Source organism: Variovorax sp. OK605 (assembly GCF_900115445.1).
In the GTDB taxonomy this organism is placed as follows: Bacteria; Pseudomonadota; Gammaproteobacteria; order Burkholderiales; family Burkholderiaceae_C; genus Variovorax.
In genome coordinates this window covers 1-20,802 of record NZ_FOWL01000006.1, presented here as the reverse complement: position 1 = coordinate 20,802, position 20,802 = coordinate 1, and the positions used below count along the sequence as shown (strand labels likewise).

Sequence of the window (20,802 nt, the reverse complement as noted above, 5' to 3'; positions counted from 1 at the left end):
GTGAGAGGGATCGGGGGATCGGTCATTTTACGGAGCGCGCACCATAATGCGCTTCGGAAAAAGACATGAACCCTACGACCCTCAGCGCCCTGGCGGCCTTCCCGTTGCAACTGGAGGCCCACTACGCGGCCATTCCCGCGGCCTTCAAGCACTGGGCGCCACCCTCGTGGGAGGGCGTGCCCAGCGAGGCCTTCACGGCCATCGAGCAGCTGTGCCATGTGCGCGACATCGAGACCGAGGGCTACCACGTGCGCTTTCGCCGCACGCTGGCCGAGACCCATCCGACGCTGGCGTCGATCGACAGCGAGCCGCTCGCCATCGAGCGCAACTACGGCGCGGCCGATGCGGCGAAAGTGCTGGCCGATTTCCGCATGGCGCGCATCCAGACGATGGAAATCGTCTCCAGCCTGAGCGACGTCCAACTCGCGCGCACGGCGGTGTTCGAGGGCTACGGCCCGCTCACCCTGCGCAGCCTCATTCACTACCTCTGCAGCCACGACCAGCAGCATCTTGCGGGCCTGCAATGGCTGGCCGGCAAGATCGACGCATCGACGGTCGCGCTGTAGAAAAACAGGAGCCTTCATGGGCAACCGACTCTCACAGATCGCCACGCGCACCGGCGACGACGGCACCACCGGCCTCGGCGACAACACGCGCGTGCCCAAGGACCACCTGCGCGTGCACGCGATGGGCGACGTGGACGAACTCAACTCGCAGATCGGCGTGCTGCTGTGCGAGCCGCTGCCAGAGCCCGTGCGCGAGCTGCTGGTCGACGTGCAGCACCAGCTCTTCAACCTCGGCGGCGAACTCTCGATGCCGGGTTTCACGCTGCTGAAGGCCGACGCGCTGCTGCAGCTCGACAATGCACTGGCCGAGCACAACGCGGCCTTGCCGCGGCTGGCGGAGTTCATCCTGCCGGCGGGCACGCGCGCCGCCTCGCTCGCGCACGTGTGCCGCACCGTGGCGCGCCGGGCCGAGCGCGCGGTGGTGGCGCTGGGCGCCACCGAGCAACTCAACGACGCGCTGCGGCAGTACCTCAACCGCCTGAGCGACCTGCTCTTCGTGCTCGCACGCGTGCTCAACCGCATGGACGATGGCGACGACGTGTACTGGAAGAGCGAGCGCATGGCGCGCGCGGCAGCCGCAGAGGCCGCGGCGGAAGCAGACAACTCCAAGGAGGCACCATGAAATTCCCGAGCACCCTTCGCACGTCACTCGCTGCGGCAATGGCCGTGGCGATCGCCGCCGCACTGTGGCTGCCGGCCGGCGCGCAGGCCCAGAGCGCCGACAACCCGCCGAAGGCGCAGCGCGCGCACACGCTCAATTCGCCTTCGCGCCGCGGCACGGTGGTGGGCAGCGTGGAGCGCGGCACCGACGCGGCGGGCCGCGGCGTGAACCGCGCGGATGCCGCCACGCGGCGCGGTGTCAACCACGTGTCGGAGAAGGCGAGCCGGCCCGTGCGCAACGTGGGCGAGGCGATCGGCCGCAGGCTCTCGCCGGGGTCCAGTGGACGCACCGCGCCGCCGGCAACGGGGCCGCAGGGCAACGCGCCCTGATCTGGCGCCACCCGAACGCACGCATCCACCCGGCGAAGACAAGCCCGCCGACATGGCAAGAAACATCGAGATCAAGGCCCGCATCGACAGCGTCGACCGCGTGGCGCGCATCGCCGTGACGCTGGCCGACAAGGGCCCCATCGAGATCGCGCAGGACGACACCTTCTTCCGCTGCAACGACAGCGCCGACCGTCTCAAGCTGCGCACCTTCGCGCCCGACCGCGCGGAGCTGATCTTCTACCGCCGCGCCAACAGCAGCGGCCCGAAGGAATCGTTCTACCTGATCACGCCGTGCAGCACGCCCGACGCGCTGCGCGAATCGCTCACGCTCGCATGGGGCCAGGCGGGCCGCGTGCGCAAGCAGCGCAGGCTGTTCCTGGTCGGCCGCACGCGCGTGCACCTCGACCGCGTGGAAGGCCTCGGTGAATTCCTCGAACTCGAGGTGGTGCTGGAAGAGGGCGCTTCGGCCGAAGACGGCATTGCCGAAGCGCATGCGCTCATGGTGCAACTGGGCGTGGGCGCCGAGCAGCTCGTGCAGGGCGCGTACGTCGACCTGCTGAATGCCTGATCGGCCTTTGATCAGCTTCTGATCAACGCCAACCCGCGGCCTTGAACTGGTCCGCCAAAAGCTGCGCGACCTTTTCATAGCCTCGTGCATTGGCATGGATGCGGTCGGAGCGCAGCGACGCATCAGACAGCACGCTCGAGTACACGTTGGCAACCAGCAGCGCCTGCCCCGCCTTCGCCACCTCTTCATAGAACGGTGCATCGCTGAGCGAGCCGATGGCCGCGCGCATTGCGTCGGGTGCCGGCGTGGCGAGCACGGCGACATGCGGCGTGTGCGCACGCGCCTGCGCGATGAGCGCGGCAAGGTTGTCGCGCGTGGCCGCGGGCGACACGCCGCGCAGCATGTCGTTGCCGCCGATGCCGATCAGGACCGCGTCGTAGCTGGCCGCGCCCAGCAACCCCGGCAGGCGCTGCAGCGCGCCTTCGGAGGTGTCGCCGTTGACGCCCGCGTTCTCCACGTGCCAGCCCGTGAGCTCGCCCAGTTTCACGGGCCATGACGCGTCGGGCGATGCACCGTAGCCGAAGGTGAGGCTGTCACCCAGTGCCAGCACGCGGGCATCGGATTTCAGCGCGGAGGCCGACGCCTTGCGCTTGCCGCAAGCCGAGAGAACGGCCATGGCAGGCACGCCGGCCAGCAGGTGGAGGAGGTGTCGTCGTTTCATGTGGCGCGCAGCTTAAACGCAGCCGCAAGGCCAGCAAGGCCAGCAAGGCCCGCGCGGTCCGCGCGCTGGCCCCCTTTGCTCGGAAAGCGCATATGCCTCCCCGTTTTTGTTCGTTCCCCGGCGCGGCGCGCAGGCGAAGAATCGCGGCCCTGCACGTTCATTCATCACCGGACTCGACACACCATGCCGCTGCTTTCCCGCCACCGCCTCATGCGCCACGTGGCTGTTCTTTGCGCCGCCTTGCTGGCCGCGCCGCTTGCCGCCTGGGCCGCGCCCGCCGCCGGCGAGCCCGTGTGGTTCGGCGTGAGCGGCCCGCTCACCGGACAGAATGCGCAGTACGGCGCGCAGTGGAAGGCGGGCTTCGACCTGGCGATCGACCACGTCAACGCGCAGGGCGGCATCCATGGCCGTCCGCTGGCCTACAACTTCGAGGACAGCCAGAGCGATCCGCGCCAGTCGGTGGCCATCGCGCAGAAGCTGGTGAGCGACAGGCGCGTGCTCATCGAGCTCGGCGACTTCTCCAGCCCGGCCTCGATGGCCGCCTCGCCCATCTACCAGCGCGCGGGCCTGGTGCAACTGGGCTTCACCAACTCGCATCCTGATTTCACCAAGGGCGGCGACTACATCTGGAGCCCCTCCATCAGCCAGGCCGACGCGCAGCCGCTGCTGGCCGAGCTCGCGGTGAAGACGCTGGGCTTCAAGCGCATCGCCGTGCTGTATCTCAACACCGACTGGGGTCGCACCAGCAAGGACGTGCTCGTGAAGGCCGCGCAGGAGCGCGGCGCGCAGCTCGCCATTGCCGAGGGCTACCAGCCCGACGAGAAGGACTTCCGCTCGACGCTGGTGCGCGTGCGCGACGCCAACCCCGACGGGCTGGTGCTCATCTCCTACTACCCCGACGGCGCGCTCATCGCGGGCCAGGTGCGCAGCGTGGGCCTGAAGCAGCCCATCGCCGCGGTGGGCTCGGTGTATTCGCCGAAGTTCATCGAGCTCGGCGGCGCCGCGGTCAACGGCATCCACACCAACACCGCGTTCTATCCCGAGGAGCCGCGCACCGAGGTGCAGAAGTTCGTGAAGAGCTTCCGCGTCAAGTACGGCAAGGAGCCCGATGCGTTCAACGCCTACGCGTACGACGCCGTGGTGTACGCGGCCGCCGCGCTGCGCGAGGCCGGCCCGAAGGCCGACCGCAAGGCGGTGCGCGATGCGTTCTACAAGATCAAGGACGTGCCGAGCGTGATCTTCGGCAAGGCCAGCTTCGATGCGCAGACGCGCCGCGTCGTCGGCGTGAAGAGCGTGAACCTGGTGGTGAAGGACGGCAAGTGGACGCAGCTCGACGAGAAGGCGGCCGTGGCCTTGTCCAAATGACGCGGCTTCGCATTTGTTCCCTCTCCCTCCGGGAGGGCGTCAGGGTGAGGGCAGCGGCCTTCGATGAACCGCGGTCCCGTGCCAAGGCCGCCGTGCCCTCACGCCAACCCTCTCCCAGAGGGAGATCGAGCCACACGGGGGCAGAGGCAACGCCATGAGCTTCACCTCCTTCTTCGACTACACCGTCAACGGCCTGATCATCGGCAACATCTACGCGTTGCTGGCCGTAGGCCTCGCGTTGATCTTCGGTGTGTCGCACCTCATCAACTTCGCGCACGGCTCGGTGTACACGGTGGGCGCGTACATCGGCTGGGCCAGCATCACCTACCTGCACACGCCGCTGCCCGTGACCATCGCGCTGGTGGTGCTGGGCGCGGGCGCGCTCGGCATGCTGATCGAGCGCGTGGGCTTGCGGCCGCTGCAGGGCGCGGCGCGCATCGCGCCGCTGCTGGCGACCATCGGCATCAGCTTCGTGCTCGACATCCTCGTGCAGCTGGTGTTCAGCCCCGACCCGCGCTCGCTGCCCACGCAGCTGCCCGACTGGCGCCTGCAGATCGGCACCGGCACCATCGGCGCGCTGGACCTGCTCATCGCGGGCATCGGCCTGGCGAGCGCGGCCGTGCTGTTCGGCTTCCTGCGTTTCACCAAGCTCGGCTGGGCCGTGCGCGCCACCGCGCAGGACCGCGACGCGGCGCAGCAGATGGGCGTGGACGTCGACCGCGTGAACCAGACGGTGTTCGCCATCGCTGCTGCACTCGGCGGGCTTTCGGGCCTGCTGGTGGGCATGTACTACAACAACATCAGCCCGGCGATGAGCTTCCAGGCCACGCTCAAGGGTGTGGTGGCCACGGTGGTCGGCGGCGTGGGCAGCGTGCCCGGCGCCATCGTCGGCAGCCTGCTGCTGGGGCTGATCGAGAGCTACGGCGTGGCCATCCTCGGCACGCCCTACCGCAACCTGTTCGCCTTCGCGCTGCTGCTGGTCATCCTGGTGTGGAAGCCCAACGGCCTGTTCGGCCGCAAGCGCGCGCTGCCGCCCGAGCCGCTCACCGGCACCTTCATCGCGCCGAGCAAGCCGTGGCGCATTCCGCCGCGCCTGCTGTTCGCGCTGTTCGGCGCGGCCCTCGTGCTGCCGCTGTTCGACCCGTCGCCTTACCTGCTGCAGACGCTCACCAACGCATGGCTCTACGGCGCGCTCGCGCTGAGCCTCACGCTGGTGGCCGGCACCATCGGGCAGATCTCGCTGGGCCACGCGGGGCTGCTGGCCATCGGTGCATACGCCTCCTCGCTGCTGGTGCTCGACCTGCACCTGCCGGTGGGCACGGGCATCGTGCTGGCGGGCATCCTCACGTCGCTGATCGGCACCGCGCTGATCTTTCCGGCCTTCAGGTTGCGCGGCCACTACGTGTCGATCGCCACGCTGGGCATCGGCGAGATCGTGGCGCTCACCATCCTGAATTGGGAGAGCCTCACGCACGGGCCCATCGGCGTGTCGGGCATTCCGCCGCTGTCGCTGTTCGGGCGCGATGCGTCGTCGAACGGGGCCATCTACTGGGCGTCCTTCGGTGCGATGGTGCTGCTGGCCCTGCTGCAGTGGCGCCTGCTGCGCTCGCACCTGGGCCGCACCTTCCGCGCGGTGCGCGAAGACGAGGTGGTCGCGCGCGCCTACGGCGTGAGCCCCGACCGCTACAAGGCGCTGGCCTTCGGCTTCGGCGGCTTCGCGGCCGGCGTGAGCGGTGCCTTCACCGCGCACATGTACTCCTACATCAACCACGAGACCTTCGGCTCGCAGATCTCGATCCTCGCGCTCACGATGGTGATCCTCGGCGGGCTGGGGAACATCAGCGGCGCGCTGCTGGGCGCGGTGGCGCTCGTGAGCCTGCCGGAGCTGTTCCGCGTGACCGCCGAGTACCGCATGCTGATCTACGGCGTGGCGCTGCTGCTTCTCATCCGTTTCCGCCCGCAGGGTCTGCTGGGCACTGTCTGAAAGAACATCACCATGAGCCACCTGAACGACTACCTCGCAGAGAAACGCGCCGCCGTGCTGGCGCGCAACGCCGCCGTCGAGGCGGGCACCGCGCAACCGGTGCAGCTCAAGGCGCACGTGCGCGCCGAAGGCCGCAGCGGCGTGCGCCGCCTGCGCATCCGCGAGCACCAGGTCATCAGCGACAGCCCGCCGGATTTCGCGGGCTACAACCTCGGGCCCAGTTCGCCCGAGCTGCAGCTGGGTGTGCTCGGCACCTGCGTCACGCACATCTTCCTGATCCAGGCGGCCGAACGGCAGGTGCCGCTCGAAAGCCTCGAGGTGGAGGTGACGGGCCTCATCGATCCGCGCGGCGGCAAGCCGGGCCACGAGCAGACGCCCATCTGGCCGCACGAGATCGGCTACACGGTGCACATCGATTCGCCCGCGAGCCGCGCGGACATCGACGCGCTGTTCGAGGCGGTGGAGCGCAACTGCCCCATCCTCAACCTGCTGCGCAACCCGCAGGCGATTCGCGCCGAGGTGAAGCTGGTCGATTCGAAGGCACAGGCAAACCGTGCGACCGATGCCACGCTGAAGGCAGGCTATGCCCTCGCTGCTTGAGATCCGCGGCCTGGTGCGCCGCTTCGGCGGGCTCACGGCCGTCAACGCCGTCGACCTGCACGTGGGCGAGGGCGAACTGCTCAGCGTGATCGGGCCGAACGGCGCGGGCAAGACCACGCTGTTCAACCTGGTCACCGGCCTGGACCGGCCCGACGCAGGGCAGGTGCTGTTCGACGGGCAGGACGTCACCGGCCTGCCGGCGCAGCAGCTCGCGCAGCGCGGCCTGGCGCGCACCTTCCAGCACGGGCGCGTGTTCGCCAACCTCTCGGTGCTCGACAACGTGCTGGTCGGTGCGCACACGCGGCTGCGCGCCGTGAAACCGCGCGTGGGCGGCGTGCCGGGGCTGGGCGCGTTGGCCGAGCTGGCACTGGCGCTGGTGCAGCCCGGCGCGGTGCGCCGCGAGGAGCAGGCGCTGCGCGAAGAGGCGCACGCCATCGTCGCGCTCTTCGGCGAACGCCTGGCGCCGCGCATCGACCACCCGGCCTACAGCCTGTCGTACGCCAACCGCCGCCGCGTGGAGATCGCGCGCGCACTGGCGCTCAGGCCGCGCCTGCTGCTGCTGGACGAGCCCACCGCCGGCATGAACGAGAGCGAGACGGCGCAGATGCTGGAGATCATTCGCGGCCTGAAGGCGCGCGGCCAGACCATCCTGCTGATCGAGCACAAGCTCGACCTCGTGATGCAGCTGTCCGACCGCGTGGCCGTGCTCGACGACGGCCGCAAGATTGCCGAAGGCCTGCCCGATGAGGTGCGCAACGACCCGGCCGTGATCGAGGCGTACCTGGGGCATCGGCATGTGGGCGCTGCCGAGGCGCGAACGCCAGAGGCGGTGGCCGCATGATCGCCACCGTTGCGCGCACGGGCCTTTCGCCTTCGTCCCTCTGGGCAGAGGGGCGCAGCGAGGACCTGCCCGGACGCACCGCGGCACCTGCGTCGAACCAGGCTGCAAAGCCGCTGCTCGAACTCAAGAAGATCAACAGCTTCTACGGCCCCGTGCAGGCCCACTTCGACCTCGACATCGAGGTGCGCAAGGGCCAGATCGTCAGCCTGCTCGGCGGCAACGCGAGCGGCAAGTCGACCACCATGAAGATCGTGCTGGGGCTGCTGAAGCCGCGCTCGGGCGAAGTGAACTTCAACGGTACGTCGACGCTCGGCCTGAGCACGCCGCAGATCATCCGCAAGGGCATCGGCTCGGTGCCCGAGGCACGCCGCCTGTTCCCCGCGATGAGCGTGCGCGAGAACCTGCTGATGGGCGCCTATGCGCGCAGCGACCGCAAGGCCGTGGCCGAAGACCTCGAGCGCATGCTGGAACTGTTCCCGCGCGTGGCCGAGCGCATCGAGTTCCAGGCCGGCACGCTGTCGGGCGGCGAGCAGCAGATGGTGGCCATGGCGCGCGCGCTCATGGGCCGCCCGCAGCTCATCTGCATGGACGAGCCGACCATGGGCCTGTCGCCGCTGTACGTCGACAAGGTGCTGGAGCTCATCGCGCGCATCAACGCGCAGGGCGTGTCGGTCTTCATGGTCGAGCAGAACGCGAGCCTGGCGCTGCAGATCGCGCACCACGGCTACGTGCTGCAGACAGGGCGCATCGTGCTTTCGGGACCGGCGCGCGAGTTGCTGGCCGACGCGCGCATCCGCGACGCGTACCTGGGCGGCGACGGCGCGGCGCGCACCGCCTCCTGATCCAACAGCATCGACAACATCGACAACAGCCATCCACAGGGAGAAAGCCACATGGCATTGAAACTCGACCACATCGTGATCGCGGTGCACGACCTCGAACGCAGCGTTGCCGACTACGGCGCGCTCGGCTTCCACGTGGTGCGCGGCGGCGACCATCCGGGCCGCGCCACGCACAACGCGCTGGTGGTGTTCGGCGACGGCAGCTACTTCGAGCTGATCGCATGGCGCGAGCCGTCGCCGGCCGAACGCTGGTGGCAGCTGCTGCACAAGCATGGCGAAGGCATCGTCGACTTCGCGCTGCTGCCGCGCGACACCGCCGCCACGGTGGCCGACGCGAAGGCGCGCGGCCTCGCGCTCGAAGGCCCGCTCGACGGCGGGCGTGTGCGGCCCGACGGCGAACACCTGCGCTGGCAGACCGCGCGCGCACCGTCGGCCGACCTGCCTTTTCTTTGCGGCGACCTCACGCCGCGCGCCCTGCGCGTGCCCGAAGGCGATGTGCGCGTGCATGCGAACGGCGCGCTCGGCGTGGCGAGCCTGGCCATCGCCGTGCGCGACCTCGATGCGACGCTGGCGCGCTACCGGGCGTTGCTCGGCACGGTGTCCGACGTCGATGCCGACACCCACATCGGCGAGCCCGTGGCGGTGCCCGGCAGTAACGTGCGCGTGGCGGTCATCGTGCTGGGCGGCAGCGTGCTGGTGCTGTCGTCACCGCGCGAGAACATTGCGCAAGGGGAGGGCGCCGACACCCTCGCGCAACGCATCGCCGCGCGCGGCGAAGGGCCGTACGCGCTCGTGCTGCACACCGACACGCCGCACGCCACCGGCACCTTCGACCTGGCGCGCGCGCACGGCGCGCTGATCGAACTCGACCTGCCGCCGCCGGTGCGCGACGGGGCGCATGCCCACCCGCGCGGCTACCAGGCGGACACCACGGTGGGCGGTTGAGCCGAGGGGCGGCCTGACGGCTGGTTCAGGCTGCGCGATATTCAGGTCGCGCAATATTCAGGCTGCGCGATATTCAGGTCGCGCAATATTCAGGCTGCGCGATATTCAGGCTGCGCGATATTCAGGCTGCGCAATATTCAGGCTGCGCAATACTCAGGCTGCGCGTGCGCGCAGCTGGAACACATTGCCCTCGGGGTCGTGCCCGTCGCAGTGCACGTACCCGTTGAACGCCCACTCGCGTTCGGCCGGCTTCAGCGCACCGCCGGCTTCCACGGCGCGCAGGCGCGCGGCCGACAGGCTGGCCACCGGGAAGATGAACTTCAGCGCGGTGTTCTCGCGCGGCACCGGCGGCTGCGCGATGTGCACCGCGGCCGCGACGGCGGGATTCATCGCGACAATGAAGAGCTGCAGCGCCGGCGACTCGAGACTGGCGTGGTCGGCCTCCTCGTGCGTGAGTGCAAGGTCCGCGACACGCGCATAGAACGCGCTCACGCGCGACACGTCCTTCGCATGGATGACGGCCGCTGCTGCTGCCGGCGCTGCTGCCCCTGTTCCCGTTTCGGTCATGTGCGTTCTCTCGATGGCTTCTTCTTCACTGCTGCTCGGCTACCTCGTTTCCATTCTGCCTGCCGGCCTGCTCGCGCTGGTGGCGCTGCTGGCCATTCCGCGGGCGCTGGCGGGTGCGCGCGTGGCGGTGCACATCCTGTTCTTCATCTTCGCGCGCGATGCGATGAGCCCGGCGGGCTTCTGGCAACTGGGCGCCGGGTCGATGCGGCTCACGGCGCCGGTGCCGGTGCTGCTCGCGCTGGCCGGCATGTCGGCCGCGCTGTTCGTGGGCGTTGCGTGGCTCGAGCGCGTGACGTGGTGGGAGGGGTGGAACGGGTGGAAGGGCGTGCGGCCCGTGCCTTCGCTGCTCTGGGGCGTGGCAGGCGCGGTGGCCATCAGCGTGGTGGCTGCGGCACTGAAGGCGGCTGCGGGGCTGCCGTCGCTGCCCGCGCCGGGCACGGCGTTGGTCGTGCCGCTGCTCGTCTTCGCGTTGCTGGGCAACGCGTATGAAGAGCTGCTGTTTCGCGGCATGCTGCAGCAGCGCCTGATGGCGCACATGCCGGCGGCGCGCGCGGTGGTCGTGTCGGGCGCGCTGTTCAGCCTGTGCCATGCATGGCTTGCGCTGATCGTCACGCGCGCGGGGCTGCCGGTGCTGGTCTTCACGCTCGTCGAAGGCCTGGTGGCGGGCCTCGTGTACCGGCGCGCCGGCCTGCTGGCCGCCACGCTGGCGCATGGCCTGGCCATCTTCGTGCTGGCCAGCGGCGCCTATTGAGCGCCGGCAAGTGCATCGGCCCGAACGCGCTTGAAGGACAAGACCTCGCGCGGATACCAGCGCTTACCTGATTTCACCCGGCCGCGACCTGTTGTGCCCGAAGCGGACACAAGGCCGGCCCACAATGGACTCGTCATCAACGCATGAAGGAGTTCCAGATGAACACCAACTCGAAGAGCATGGCCGTGGCCGCCGCGGCACTCGCGATGTGCATGGCCGCAGGGAGCGCCTTTGCACAAGACCGCCGCTTCGACGGCCGCCCAGGCCCCGGCGATGGACGAGATGGCCGCTACGAGCAACGCGACCGCAATTTCGATCACCGTGGCCCGCCGGGCTACCGTGGCAACCAGGACTTCCGCGACGGCCGCCAGTTCGATCGCCGCGGCTTCCCGCAACCGCACGCCGAATGGCGCCGTGGCGGGCGTGTGCCGCCGGAGTACCGTGGCCGCAACTACGTGGTGGAAGACTGGCGTGCGCAGCGCCTGCAGCAGCCGCCGCGCGGCTACCAGTGGGTGGGCGTGGGCGGGGACTTCGTGCTCGCGGCCATTGCCACCGGCCTGATCGCGAACATCATCGCCGGCCAGTAAGCAACGCAGGGCCTGCGGGCCCTGTTCGCATGATCGACCGCCGCGGGCCGCAAGGCTGGCGGCGGTTTCGTTTTTTCAGGCCAGCGCGGTGGGAATCGACTGGGCGCAGACGTTGCGGCCGGTGATGGTCAGGCGCAGACCGCCGCCGTGCCACTCGAGCCAGTTGAGGCTCACATACGCGTCGATGTCGGCGTCGTCGATGCGGTCGGCCTGGCGGCTCTGCAGCAGTTCCACCGTGGCGGGGAGGGCCCGTCTCAGGCGTTCCCGACGCTCCGCTGCATCGGCCGCCTTGAGGGCGGCCCTTGTTTGCTGTTGCTGCTGCTGCGGGGTCGATGCCATTGCTGATCCGTTCCAGGAAGCCAGGGAATTAACCCGAATGTACGCCGCCTGTGTGAAGCTGCATTCTTCTTTTTTAACCTTTCTGTCGTCCGCAGTACACACCCCGCATCCGCCGCTGGACAGGCTCTAGATTTCGTAGTGCGAGGCCTTGGCCTCGTCGCCCAGGGCTTTTTCGACCACCGCCCGGGTCAGCGTGGGGGCGAACGATTCGATGAAGGCATAGACGTACTTGCGCAGGTAGATGCCGCGGCGCACCGCGAGCTTGGTGAGGTTGATGCCGAACAGGCGCCCCGCATCGAGCGCACGCAGTTGCGTGTCGCGCTCGGCCTCGTAGGCCACGCCGGCGACGATGCCCACGCCCAGGCCCAGCTGCACGTAGGTCTTGATCACGTCGGCGTCCATCGCGGCCAGCACGATGTTGGGCTGCAGGCCGCGCTGCGCGAAGGCCTCGTCGATGCGGGAGCGCCCGGTGAAGCCCGTGTCGTAGGTGATGAGCGGATAGCGCGTGAGCGCATCGAGCGTGAGCGGCGCGTCCAGCAGCGGATGCCCCGGCGGCACGATCACCGAATGCGTCCAGCGGTAGCAGGGCAGGGCCACCAGCTGCGGGTAGTCGCCCAGGGCCTCGGTGGCGATGCCCACGTCGGCCTCGCCGTCGAGCAGCATCTGTGCGATCTGCTTGGGCGAGCCCTGGTGCAGGTGCAGCTTCACGTTGGGAAACTGCGTGCGGAATTCCTGCACCGCCATCGGCATCGCGTAGCGCGCCTGCGAGTGCGTGGCCGCCACCGACAGCAAGCCGCTTTGCTGCGCGACGAACTCCTGGCCCGCGTGCTTGAGGTTGCTGCTCTCCATCAGCATGCGCTCGATGATCGGCAGCACATGGCCGCCCGGCTCGGTGAGCCCGGTGAGCCGCTTGCCGGCACGCACGAAGAGCTCGATGCCGAGTTCTTCCTCGAGTTCGCGGATCTGCCGGCTCACGCCGGGCTGCGAGGTGTGAAGGGTGTGGGCGACTTCGGTCAGGTTGAAGCCGCAACGAACGGCCTCGCGTACCGAGCGCAGTTGTTGGAAGTTCATCTGCCGCGGAGGTGAGTCAGGAGAGTCGGGGCCCCGGTCGGGACCGAGGGGCGATTCTCTGCACAAGCGCTTATTCGGGGAACGATGCGTTTGTTGGTTTCACATGAGCAAAACATCTTTGAGGCTATTCCAGCCACCGTGGGAGCTCCGATTTGATATTTCGCACGCATGTGCTAAAGTTTGCCGCATGGACGCCAAGACCCAGAAAAGCGAACTCACCCGTGCCGCCATCGTCGGCGCGGCAATGAGCCTTGCGCTGGCCGAAGGCCTGGAAGCGATCACGCTGCAGGCCGTGGCCAGCCGGCTGGGCCTGTCCAAGAGCGGCGTGTTCTCGCGCGCGGGCTCGCGCGAGGCGCTGCAGAAGGCGGTCATCGAGGAGTACGGCCGCGGCTTCCTGGCCGACGTGTTCGTGCCCGCCATGCAGAAGCCCAAGGGCCTGCCGCGGCTCAACGAGATCGTGTCGCGCTGGATCGCCCGCACGCGCGACGTCGAGATGCACACCGGCTGCCTCTACATGGCCGGCGCCTTCGAGTTCGACGACCGCGAGGGCGAGCTGCGCGACGTGCTGTTCGAGGAGGTCACGCGCTGGCGCGCCGCGCTGCGCCGCACCGTGCTGCTGGCCGTCGAGAGCGGCGAGCTCAAGGCCGACACCGACCCCGCGCAGCTGGTGAGCGAACTCAACGGCGCGATGATGGCCCAGCTGCACGACGCGCGCTTCCTGCGCGACCCGCAGGCGGCCGACCGGGCCGCGCAGACCTGGCAGCGGCTGCTTTCCAGCTACCTCGCCTGATGCAAGAAGCAGGCGGAACCCCCGCGCCTTCATTTGCCAATATTTCGCACACTCGTGCGATAAAAAGGAGAAGCACCATGCTGATCATTGCCCTCTTTCTTGCCGTCTACGCGGCCGTCCTCGGTGTGCGGGGCGTGCGCGACACGCTGCGCAGCCTGCCCCGCAGCAACCGGGACTGGGTCTGGTACTGAGGCACGCCATGACAAGCAGTTCCCCATCGGCCGCGGGCCACGCCGCGCAATCGAACTACTACCGCCCGAGCCGGCTGCTGCGCGCGCTGCGCTTCGGCCTGACCACCTCGCAGCGCCTGTGGCCCGCGCTGGGCGTGCGCGCCGCCTACCGCCTGTTCGGCACGCCGCTGCCGCCCAAGTGGCTCTACCGCGGCCAGGGGCCCGGCGCCGAATGGCGGCGCGAGGGCTGGGCCTTCGAGGATGCGAGCGTGGGCATCTACCACCTGGCCGCGCAGGACTCGGGTGCGGAGTCGGCGCCGGTGGTGCTGCTGGTGCACGGCTGGGGCGGGCATGCGGGGCAGATGCTGCCGCTGGCGCAGGCCGTGGCCGACGCGGGCCTGCGGCCGGTGTTGCTCGAGCTGCCGGCCCACGGGCGCAGCGCGGGCACCATGAGCAACTCGGCGCAGTTTGCGCGCGCCATCGCGTACGTGGCGGCGCGGCTCGCGGCCGACGGCCATGCGCTGCATGCGGCCGTCGCGCATTCGCTGGGCGCCAACGGCCTGGCCCTGGCGGCCGCGCGGGGCCTGCCGGCCGAACGCCTGGTGCTGCTGGCGCCGCCGGCCTCGCCGCGGGAGTACACGCGCTACTTCGCGCACACCTTCGGCCTGAGCGAGGCCACGCGGCTGGCGATGCAGCGCCGGTTCGAGGGGCGTGAAGGCGTGCTGATGCCGCAGCTGGAGCCGGCCGCGGTGGGCCCGCGCATTGCGCAGCCCACGCTGGTCGTGCACGACCGGGACGACCGCGTGAACCGCTTCGCGGATGCCGAGGCCTACCGCGACGCGATCCGCGGTGCGCGGCTGGTCGCCACGCAGGGGCTGGGGCACCGCCGCATCCTCAAGGCGCAGGAGGTGCTGGACGCGGTGCTGCGCTTCCTGGCGGGGCCCGTGCGCTGAGACCCGCGCAGCTTGTTGAACCCGCGGAACGGGTCAGCGCGCCGCGGCGGGCGTGGGCGTCGGGTCGGGCAGCTCGATCTTGATGTCGAGCACTTCGAGGTTGTCCTGGGTCTCCAGGTGCACCTTGATGTCGTCCGCGTTGATCGACACGTACTTGGAAATCACCGCCACCAGCTCGCGCTGGAGTTCGGGCAGGTAGTCGGGCCGGCGCTTGCCGCTGAGGCTGGAGCGCTCGTGCGCGAGGATGATCTGCAGCCGCTCCTTCGCGACGCTGGCAGTCTTCTTCTTTTCGCCCAGCAGGAACGAGAGAAAGGACATGGCCTACTTGCCTCCGAAAATCCGCTTGAAGAAGCCCGGCTTCTCGGCGTCGACGAAGCGCATGGGCTTGTCCTCGCCAAGGAAGCGCGCCACCACGTCGCTGTAGGCCTGCGCCACGTCGGTTTCCTTGTCGTGGATCGCCGGCACGCCCTGGTTGGAGGCGTGCAGCACGCTTTCCGACTCGGGGATCACGCCGATCAGCTTGATGCGCAGGATGTCCTGGATGTCCTCCAGCGACAGCATCTGCCCGCCCGCCACCCGGTTCGGGTTGTAGCGGGTGATCAGCAGGTGCTCCTTGATGGGCTCGTTGCCTTCCTTGGCGCGCTTGGTCTTGCTGCTGAGCATGCCCAGGATGCGGTCCGAGTCGCGCACCGAAGACACTTCGGGGTTGGTGACGATCAGCGCCTCGTCGGCGAAATACATCGCCATCATGGCGCCGGTCTCGATGCCCGCGGGCGAGTCGCAGATGATGTATTCGAAGTCCATCGCGGCGAGGTCGGACAGGATCTTCTCGACGCCCTCCTGCGTGAGCGCTTCCTTGTCGCGCGTCTGCGAGGCGGCCAGCACGAACAGGTTGTCGCACTGCTTGTCCTTGATGAGGGCCTGGCTCAGGTTGGCTTCACCCTGGATGACGTTGATCAGGTCGTACACCACGCGGCGTTCGCAGCCCATGATCAGGTCCAGGTTGCGCAGGCCCACGTCGAAGTCGATCACGGCCGTCTTCTTGCCGGCGAGCGCAAGGCCCGAGGCGAAGCTGGCGCTCGTGGTCGTCTTGCCGACGCCGCCCTTGCCCGAAGTCACCACCACAATTTTGGCCATGGCCATTCCTTCTTGTTTCGATTCAGTTGTTGGTTGTCAGGGTCGCCGCGATCCGAGCGGGGCTCAGGGGATCGGGTCGATCGCTAGTTTCTTGCCGTCCAGGCGCACTTGCGCCGATTTTCCCAGCACCGTGTCGGGCAGCGGCACCTCGTTCGTGCGATAGATGCCGGCAATGGCCACCAGCTGCGCTTCCATGCAGGTCGAGAAGATCCGCGCCTCGGTGTTGCCTCGCGCGCCGGCAATGGCCTTGCCGCGCAGCGGTGCGTACACGTGCACGTTGCCGTCGGCGATGACCTCGGCGCCGAAGCTCACCACGGCCGTCACCACCACGTCGCCGCCGCGGGCGTAGACCTGCTGGCCCGAGCGCAGCGGCTTGTCGATCAGCAGCGTGCCGTTGGCCGGCACCGGCACTTCGCGCACGATCTGCGGGGCTTCCGACACCGGGGCTTCGGCCGGCGGTGCCGGCGCGCGCGGGGCGGGAGAGGCCGGCATGGCGGACACCGAGAGGCCGGCGGCACGTGCCGCGGCGTTCTGGGCGGCGTTGCCGCCGCGCACCGCGATGGGTTGGGTCTGGTGGCGCGCCAGCAGGCTGCGCAGGGCGGCAAAGTCGATGTCGCCGGTGTGGGCGTGGGCGGCTTCGCCTTCGCCCGGTGCGTCCTGCAGCAGGGAGAGGTCGATCACCACCGGTTCCTGCTCGAAGAAATCGGGTGAATCCGCCAGCTGGGCGTCGAGCGCCTCGGCCAGCACGTCCAGGTCGGACGTCTTGAGGATCACTGCGATCAGCGGCAGCGTGGCGCTCTTGAATTCGAAAACCGCCTTGGTGCGCGCGGCGGAGACATCGGCCATTGGAAAGCGTCGGAAAACGTCGGTGCGAAAAGCGTTGGAGTCTAACGGGCGCGGGCCAAAGCCCGGTGACCGGGCCCCGCCTGGAGCACCCCGGACAACACTTCTTTCATGAGGTTGCACTTTTTCCGGGGTGCCGCGCGGCGCCTTCGTCAGTTCTTCGAGCGACCGAGCAGCGCGTACAGAATGATCGCGCCGAAGGTGGCGGTACCGATGCCGCCGAGCGCGAAGTCGCCGAACTTCAGCGTGAAGTCGCCCGTGCCGATGATCAGCGTGATGGCCGCCACGATCAGGTTCTTGTTCTGCGAGAAGTCGACCTTGTTGTCGACCCAGATCTTGGCGCCGGCAATGGCGATCAGGCCGAACACCACGATGCTCACGCCGCCCATCACCGGCAGCGGAATCGCCTGGATCAGCGCGCCGAACTTGGGGCTGAAGCCCAGCACCAGCGCAATCACCGCCGCCACCACGAACACCGCGGTGGAGTAGATGCGCGTGGCGGCCATCACGCCGATGTTCTCGGCGTAGGTGGTCACGCCGGTGCCGCCCGCGGCGCCGCTCACCACCGTGGCAATGCCGTCGCCGATGAAGGCGCGGCCCATGTAGGCGTCGAGGTTGCGGCCCGTCATGGCCGTCACCGCCTTCAGGTGGCCCAGGTTTTCCGCCACCAGGATGATGGCCACCGGGGCGATCAGCAGCATCGCGTTGGCCGTGAACACCGGCGCGGTGAAGGTCGGCAGGCCGACCCAGTCCGCGTTGGCGATGCCGCTCAGGTCGACCGGCTTGCCCATGCCCAGGCCGTTGGTCAGCACCGCGTAGACGACGGTGGCCAGGATCAGCCCGACCAGGATCAGCAGGCGTTGCAGCATGCCGCGCGCGAACACCGCCACCAGGCCCACGCACAGGAAGGTCACGGCCTGCATCCACGAGTCGAAGTTGCTCGCCGCCATGTTCTTGATGGGCACGCTCGCCAGGTTGAGCCCGATGACGGCCACCACCGCGCCCGTGACCACGGGCGGCATGAAGCGCTCGATCCAGCCGGTGCCGATGGCCTGCACCAGCGCGCCGATCAGGATGTACACCACCCCACAGGCCACGATGCCGCCCAGCGCCACCGCGATGTTGGCGTTGGGGCCCTTGCCCGCGTAGCCGCTGGCCGCGATCACCACGCCGATGAAGGCGAAGCTCGAGCCCAGGTAGCTGGGCACCTTGCCGCCGGTGATGAAATAGAAGATGAGCGTGCCGATGCCGCTCATCAGGATCGCGATGTTGGGGCTGAAGCCCATCAGGATCGGCGCCAGCACCGTGGCGCCGAACATGGCGATCACGTGCTGCACGCCCATGGCGCCGGTCTGCAGCCAGGGCAGCCGCTCGTCGGGCGCAATGACCGCGCCGTTGGCCAGCGCGGACGCGGGCCGTTCAGTCCAGTTGAACATTCTTCTTTCTCCTCTTGTTGGTGGTGTGTGCTCGGTGGCCAGGACGCCCTGGCTTTCCCGGGGCGTGATTGTGGGTGATGAACACCCGGCTGAACACCGGCACGCACCCTGTGCGGCGGAGAAAGAAGAGGCGCGCAGGAGGTGCGGAGGACGCGCGAAAGCGGCGTCCCCGGCGGGCGTTCAGCGCGGCTGCAGCACCGCCATCGTGATGCGCGACACGCAGGTCAGCTCGCCGGCCTCGTTGGTCAGGTCGATCTGCCAGACCTGCGTGGTGCGCCCGCGGTGCACCGGCCGCGCCGTGCCGATCACCCAGCCGCGGGTGACCGAGCGGATGTGGTTGGCGTTGATGTCCAGGCCCACGGCGCGGTCGCCCTCGGGCGCCGAGTAGTGGGCGCCGCAAGAGCCCAGCGTCTCGGCCAGCACCACCGACACGCCGCCATGCAGGATGCCGTAGGGCTGGCGGGTGCGCTCGTCGACCGGGCAGCGGGCGCGGATGAAGTCGTCGCCCACCTCCAGGAACTCCATGCCCAGCGTGGAGACGGCGGTGCCGACGTGGTTGCGGGTGAGCTCCTCGACGGAGATTTCTTTTTTCCAGATACGCATTCGGTTTCTTTCGGGTTCGGCCGGCAGGCCCTCGCTCGGGCTGCAGCAGGCGCATGAAGGTGGCAAAACTATAGCGACGGCGGCTGACAGGCGCAGTCGCCTTTGCGTGTTAACTTGAATCGATGAAGCACCCCGTCCGCCGCTGGCTCATCGGCATCGCCGCCGTCCTGGTGCTGGGCGTGGGCGCATTGGTGCTGGTGGTGCGCTCCAAGCTGCCCACCGACGACGAGGTGGCCGCGAAGATCGCCGAGGGTTTCGAGCAGCGCTTCGGCGTGGCGCTGAAGGTGGGCAGCGCCCACTGGGCGCTGTTGCCCACCCCGATGCTGGTGCTGTCCGACATCGCCACCGACCAGCCCCGGCCCATCACCCTGAAGCGCGTCAGCCTGCAGCTGCAGCTGGCACCCCTGCTGCAGCGCGTCATTGCGCTGGACGAAATCGAGGTCGAAAGCCTGGTGCTGCCGCGCGCCTCCGTACGGGCGTTCCGCGGCAAGGGCCCGAAGCCGAAGGAGGGCGCCCAGGCGGTCGCGCTGCCCGCGCCGTGGACATTGGCGGCGGTGCCGCTGGAGCGCGTGCGCTGGCGCGACGTGGTCTGGATCGACCGGCGCGACATTCCGCTGGCCTACGACGGCGACCTCGCCTTCGACCCGCAGTGGCGCCCGCGCCAGCTGCGCATCGAACGCGCGGGCATGGCGCCGTCCGCGCCGCCCGCGCGCCTGCGGCTGGACCGCCAGCCCGGCCAGGACCGCTGGCGCACCCGCATCGACGCGGGCGGCGGCACGTGGAACGGCGTCACCCGGCTGGAGACGCTGCCCAACGGCAGGCTGCGCGTGTCGGCCGAACTGGAGCCGCGCCTGATCGACATCGAAAGCCTGGTGCAGGCCTTCGACCGCCGCACCTCGCTGGCCGGCAAGGTGTCCGGCCAGACCACGCTCACGGCCGAGGCCGACACCGCCGAAGACCTGGGCGCGCTGCTGCGCAGCCTGCACACCCGCACCGCCTTCACCGTGCAGCCCGCCACGCTCACCAAGCTCGACGTGGCCAAGGCCGTGACCACCGCCGGCATCAGCCGGGGCGGCCGCACGCAGCTCGAGCAGCTCACCGGCACGCTGGACACCCAGGGCACCGAAGACGGCGTGGTGATGCAGTACACCAACCTCAAGGCGCGTTCCGGCGTGCTCACCGCCAGCGGCAACCTGAAGCTGTTCAACCGCAAGCTCGACGGCGAGATCGCGGTCGACCTGGTCGACGGCGTGGTCGGCGTGCCGCTGAAGATCGGCGGCACCGTGAGCGACCCCGAGCTGTCGCTCACCGGCGGCGCCCTCACCGGCGCGGCCATCGGCAGCGCGGTGCTGCCGGGCGTGGGCACGGCCATCGGGGCGCGGGTGGGGCAGCAGGTGGAGAAGATGTTCGGCGGGAGCGAGGCAACGAAGAAGGCTGAAAAGAAGGCCGCGCCCCGACATCCGGCGCCGGCCGCGCCGCGGCACTGATCAGTCCAGCGTCGCGCCCGAGAGCTTCACGAGCTTCTGGTGCTTTGCCAGCTCGGCCTGGAAGAAGGCGGGCGCGGTGTCCGGTCCCTTGTCGAGCACGGTGAGCCCTTGCCCGGCGATGGCGGTCTTCGCCTCGGGCGAAGCCATCGCGGCCTTGATGGCGGCGTGGTAGCTCTCCACCATCGGGCTGGGCAGGCCCGCCGGCCCGACCAGTGCAATCCACGCATCGAAGCTGTAGCCCGGCACGCCGGCCTCGGCCAGCGTCGGCACGTCGGGCAGCGCGGCCGAACGCGTGCCGGTGCTCACCGCCAGCGCGCGCAACGTGCCGGCCTTGACCTGCGGCGCCACCTGCGAGATCGACACGAACCCCAGCTGTACCTGCCCGCCGATCATGTCGGTGATCAGCGGCCCGGTGCCGCGGTAGGGCACGTGCTTCATGCGGATGCCGGTCTCGCTCACCAGCAGCTCGCCCGCCAGGTGCAGCGTGCTGCCGTTGCCGGCCGAGCCGTAGTTCAGCGCGTCGGGGTGGGCCTTGGCATGCGCGACCAGCTCGGCCACGTTCTTCACCGGCAAGGCCGGGTTCACCACCAGCACCAGCGGCACGGTGGCCAGCACCGCGATGGGCGTGATGTCCTTCAGGCTGTCGTAGGGAATCGTCTTGTAGATGCCGGGGTTGATCACGTGGTTCGAAGAGATCATGCCCAGC

At 69.1% G+C, this 20,802-nt stretch carries 25 protein-coding genes; 15 read left to right on the top strand and 10 right to left on the bottom strand.

Features of this window, described 5'->3' with window-relative positions:
- Positions 1-65 precede the first annotated feature (65 nt).
- From BM013_RS16735 to BM013_RS16720, 4 genes are read left to right on the top strand one after another with little or no spacing between them, the layout of a single operon-like run.
- Complete coding sequence (locus tag BM013_RS16735; protein ID WP_093128765.1) at positions 66-566, top strand: DinB family protein; 501 nt, start codon at positions 66-68, stop codon at positions 564-566.
- 16 nt (positions 567-582) lie between these two features.
- Positions 583-1,188 carry a cob(I)yrinic acid a,c-diamide adenosyltransferase gene (locus tag BM013_RS16730; RefSeq protein ID WP_093128764.1) on the top strand — a complete coding sequence of 202 codons (606 nt, stop codon included), beginning with the start codon at positions 583-585 and terminating at the stop codon, positions 1,186-1,188.
- Positions 1,185-1,556, top strand: a complete 372-nt coding sequence (locus tag BM013_RS16725) for a hypothetical protein (RefSeq protein ID WP_093128763.1) — start codon at positions 1,185-1,187, stop codon at positions 1,554-1,556. The genes BM013_RS16730 and BM013_RS16725 overlap by 4 nt, the downstream gene beginning before the upstream one ends.
- 52 nt (positions 1,557-1,608) lie before the next feature.
- Positions 1,609-2,124 (top strand): class IV adenylate cyclase, encoded by a 516-nt coding sequence (locus tag BM013_RS16720; protein WP_093128762.1) that lies wholly within the window; start codon positions 1,609-1,611, stop codon positions 2,122-2,124.
- A 22-nt stretch (positions 2,125-2,146) separates the two neighbouring features.
- Here BM013_RS16720 and BM013_RS16715 read toward each other — a convergent pair whose 3' ends face one another.
- Complete coding sequence (locus BM013_RS16715) at positions 2,147-2,785, bottom strand: GDSL-type esterase/lipase family protein (protein ID WP_093128761.1); 639 nt, start codon at positions 2,783-2,785, stop codon at positions 2,147-2,149.
- A gap of 183 nt (positions 2,786-2,968) precedes the next feature.
- On the opposite strand from BM013_RS16715, the gene BM013_RS16710 reads away from it, so the two are divergent.
- The 6 genes from BM013_RS16710 (at position 2,969) to BM013_RS16685 (ending at position 9,362) form a co-directional block, all read left to right on the top strand.
- Entirely contained in the window at positions 2,969-4,150 is a 1,182-nt protein-coding gene (locus BM013_RS16710) for an ABC transporter substrate-binding protein (protein WP_093128760.1), read from the top strand.
- A 154-nt stretch (positions 4,151-4,304) separates the two neighbouring features.
- Positions 4,305-6,134 carry an ABC transporter permease gene (locus BM013_RS16705; RefSeq protein ID WP_093128759.1) on the top strand — a complete coding sequence of 610 codons (1,830 nt, stop codon included), beginning with the start codon at positions 4,305-4,307 and terminating at the stop codon, positions 6,132-6,134.
- A gap of 12 nt (positions 6,135-6,146) precedes the next feature.
- Positions 6,147-6,734, top strand: coding sequence for an OsmC family protein (locus BM013_RS16700; RefSeq protein WP_093128758.1), 588 nt, complete (start codon positions 6,147-6,149; stop codon positions 6,732-6,734).
- Complete coding sequence (locus tag BM013_RS16695) at positions 6,718-7,575, top strand: ABC transporter ATP-binding protein (RefSeq protein WP_093128757.1); 858 nt, start codon at positions 6,718-6,720, stop codon at positions 7,573-7,575. Before BM013_RS16700 ends, BM013_RS16695 begins: the two co-directional genes overlap by 17 nt.
- Entirely contained in the window at positions 7,572-8,417 is an 846-nt protein-coding gene (locus tag BM013_RS16690; protein WP_256221534.1) for an ABC transporter ATP-binding protein, read from the top strand. The genes BM013_RS16695 and BM013_RS16690 overlap by 4 nt, the downstream gene beginning before the upstream one ends.
- Before the next feature lie 51 nt (positions 8,418-8,468).
- Entirely contained in the window at positions 8,469-9,362 is an 894-nt protein-coding gene (locus tag BM013_RS16685) for a VOC family protein (protein ID WP_093128756.1), read from the top strand.
- A 153-nt stretch (positions 9,363-9,515) separates the two neighbouring features.
- On the opposite strand, the gene BM013_RS16680 is transcribed toward BM013_RS16685, so the two are convergent.
- Positions 9,516-9,929, bottom strand: a complete 414-nt coding sequence (locus BM013_RS16680; RefSeq protein WP_177225488.1) for a VOC family protein — start codon at positions 9,927-9,929, stop codon at positions 9,516-9,518.
- A gap of 13 nt (positions 9,930-9,942) precedes the next feature.
- Between BM013_RS16680 and BM013_RS16675 the strand changes: the two genes are divergently transcribed.
- Together BM013_RS16675 and BM013_RS16670 are read left to right on the top strand one after the other, a co-directional pair.
- Entirely contained in the window at positions 9,943-10,680 is a 738-nt protein-coding gene (locus BM013_RS16675; RefSeq protein ID WP_177225487.1) for a CPBP family intramembrane glutamic endopeptidase, read from the top strand.
- 158 nt (positions 10,681-10,838) lie between these two features.
- A complete protein-coding gene (locus tag BM013_RS16670) occupies positions 10,839-11,267 on the top strand; it encodes an RcnB family protein (protein ID WP_093129135.1) in 429 nt (142 codons plus the stop codon).
- A gap of 75 nt (positions 11,268-11,342) precedes the next feature.
- Here BM013_RS16670 and BM013_RS16665 read toward each other — a convergent pair whose 3' ends face one another.
- Both BM013_RS16665 and BM013_RS16660 read right to left on the bottom strand, forming a co-directional pair.
- The gene (locus tag BM013_RS16665; protein WP_093128753.1) at positions 11,343-11,606 is read right to left on the bottom strand and encodes a hypothetical protein; all 264 of its coding nucleotides are present in this window, start codon (positions 11,604-11,606) and stop codon (positions 11,343-11,345) included.
- A 126-nt stretch (positions 11,607-11,732) separates the two neighbouring features.
- Positions 11,733-12,677, bottom strand: a complete 945-nt coding sequence (locus BM013_RS16660) for a CysB family HTH-type transcriptional regulator (RefSeq protein WP_093128752.1) — start codon at positions 12,675-12,677, stop codon at positions 11,733-11,735.
- A 187-nt stretch (positions 12,678-12,864) separates the two neighbouring features.
- Between BM013_RS16660 and BM013_RS16655 the strand changes: the two genes are divergently transcribed.
- The gene (locus BM013_RS16655) at positions 12,865-13,467 is read left to right on the top strand and encodes a TetR/AcrR family transcriptional regulator (protein WP_093128751.1); all 603 of its coding nucleotides are present in this window, start codon (positions 12,865-12,867) and stop codon (positions 13,465-13,467) included.
- A 199-nt stretch (positions 13,468-13,666) separates the two neighbouring features.
- Complete coding sequence (locus BM013_RS16650; protein ID WP_093128750.1) at positions 13,667-14,590, top strand: alpha/beta fold hydrolase; 924 nt, start codon at positions 13,667-13,669, stop codon at positions 14,588-14,590.
- 33 nt (positions 14,591-14,623) lie between these two features.
- Here BM013_RS16650 and minE read toward each other — a convergent pair whose 3' ends face one another.
- From minE to BM013_RS16625, 5 genes are all read right to left on the bottom strand, one after another.
- A complete protein-coding gene (gene minE / locus BM013_RS16645) occupies positions 14,624-14,908 on the bottom strand; it encodes a cell division topological specificity factor MinE (protein ID WP_093128749.1) in 285 nt (94 codons plus the stop codon).
- Between the two features lie 3 nt (positions 14,909-14,911).
- Positions 14,912-15,727: a septum site-determining protein MinD gene (gene minD / locus BM013_RS16640; protein WP_093129134.1), complete on the bottom strand. Its 816-nt coding sequence runs from the start codon at positions 15,725-15,727 to the stop codon at positions 14,912-14,914.
- 63 nt (positions 15,728-15,790) lie between these two features.
- The gene (gene minC, locus BM013_RS16635) at positions 15,791-16,573 is read right to left on the bottom strand and encodes a septum site-determining protein MinC (protein ID WP_093128748.1); all 783 of its coding nucleotides are present in this window, start codon (positions 16,571-16,573) and stop codon (positions 15,791-15,793) included.
- A 149-nt stretch (positions 16,574-16,722) separates the two neighbouring features.
- Positions 16,723-18,006: a solute carrier family 23 protein gene (locus tag BM013_RS16630; RefSeq protein WP_093128747.1), complete on the bottom strand. Its 1,284-nt coding sequence runs from the start codon at positions 18,004-18,006 to the stop codon at positions 16,723-16,725.
- Between the two features lie 180 nt (positions 18,007-18,186).
- Entirely contained in the window at positions 18,187-18,609 is a 423-nt protein-coding gene (locus BM013_RS16625) for a hotdog fold thioesterase (protein WP_093128746.1), read from the bottom strand.
- 122 nt (positions 18,610-18,731) lie between these two features.
- Here BM013_RS16625 and BM013_RS16620 point away from each other — a divergent pair, with 122 nt between their 5' ends.
- Positions 18,732-20,096 (top strand): AsmA family protein, encoded by a 1,365-nt coding sequence (locus tag BM013_RS16620; RefSeq protein WP_093128745.1) that lies wholly within the window; start codon positions 18,732-18,734, stop codon positions 20,094-20,096.
- Here BM013_RS16620 and BM013_RS16615 read toward each other — a convergent pair.
- A partial coding sequence (locus tag BM013_RS16615) for a tripartite tricarboxylate transporter substrate-binding protein (RefSeq protein WP_143098282.1) occupies positions 20,097-20,802 on the bottom strand: 706 nt, incomplete at its 5' end.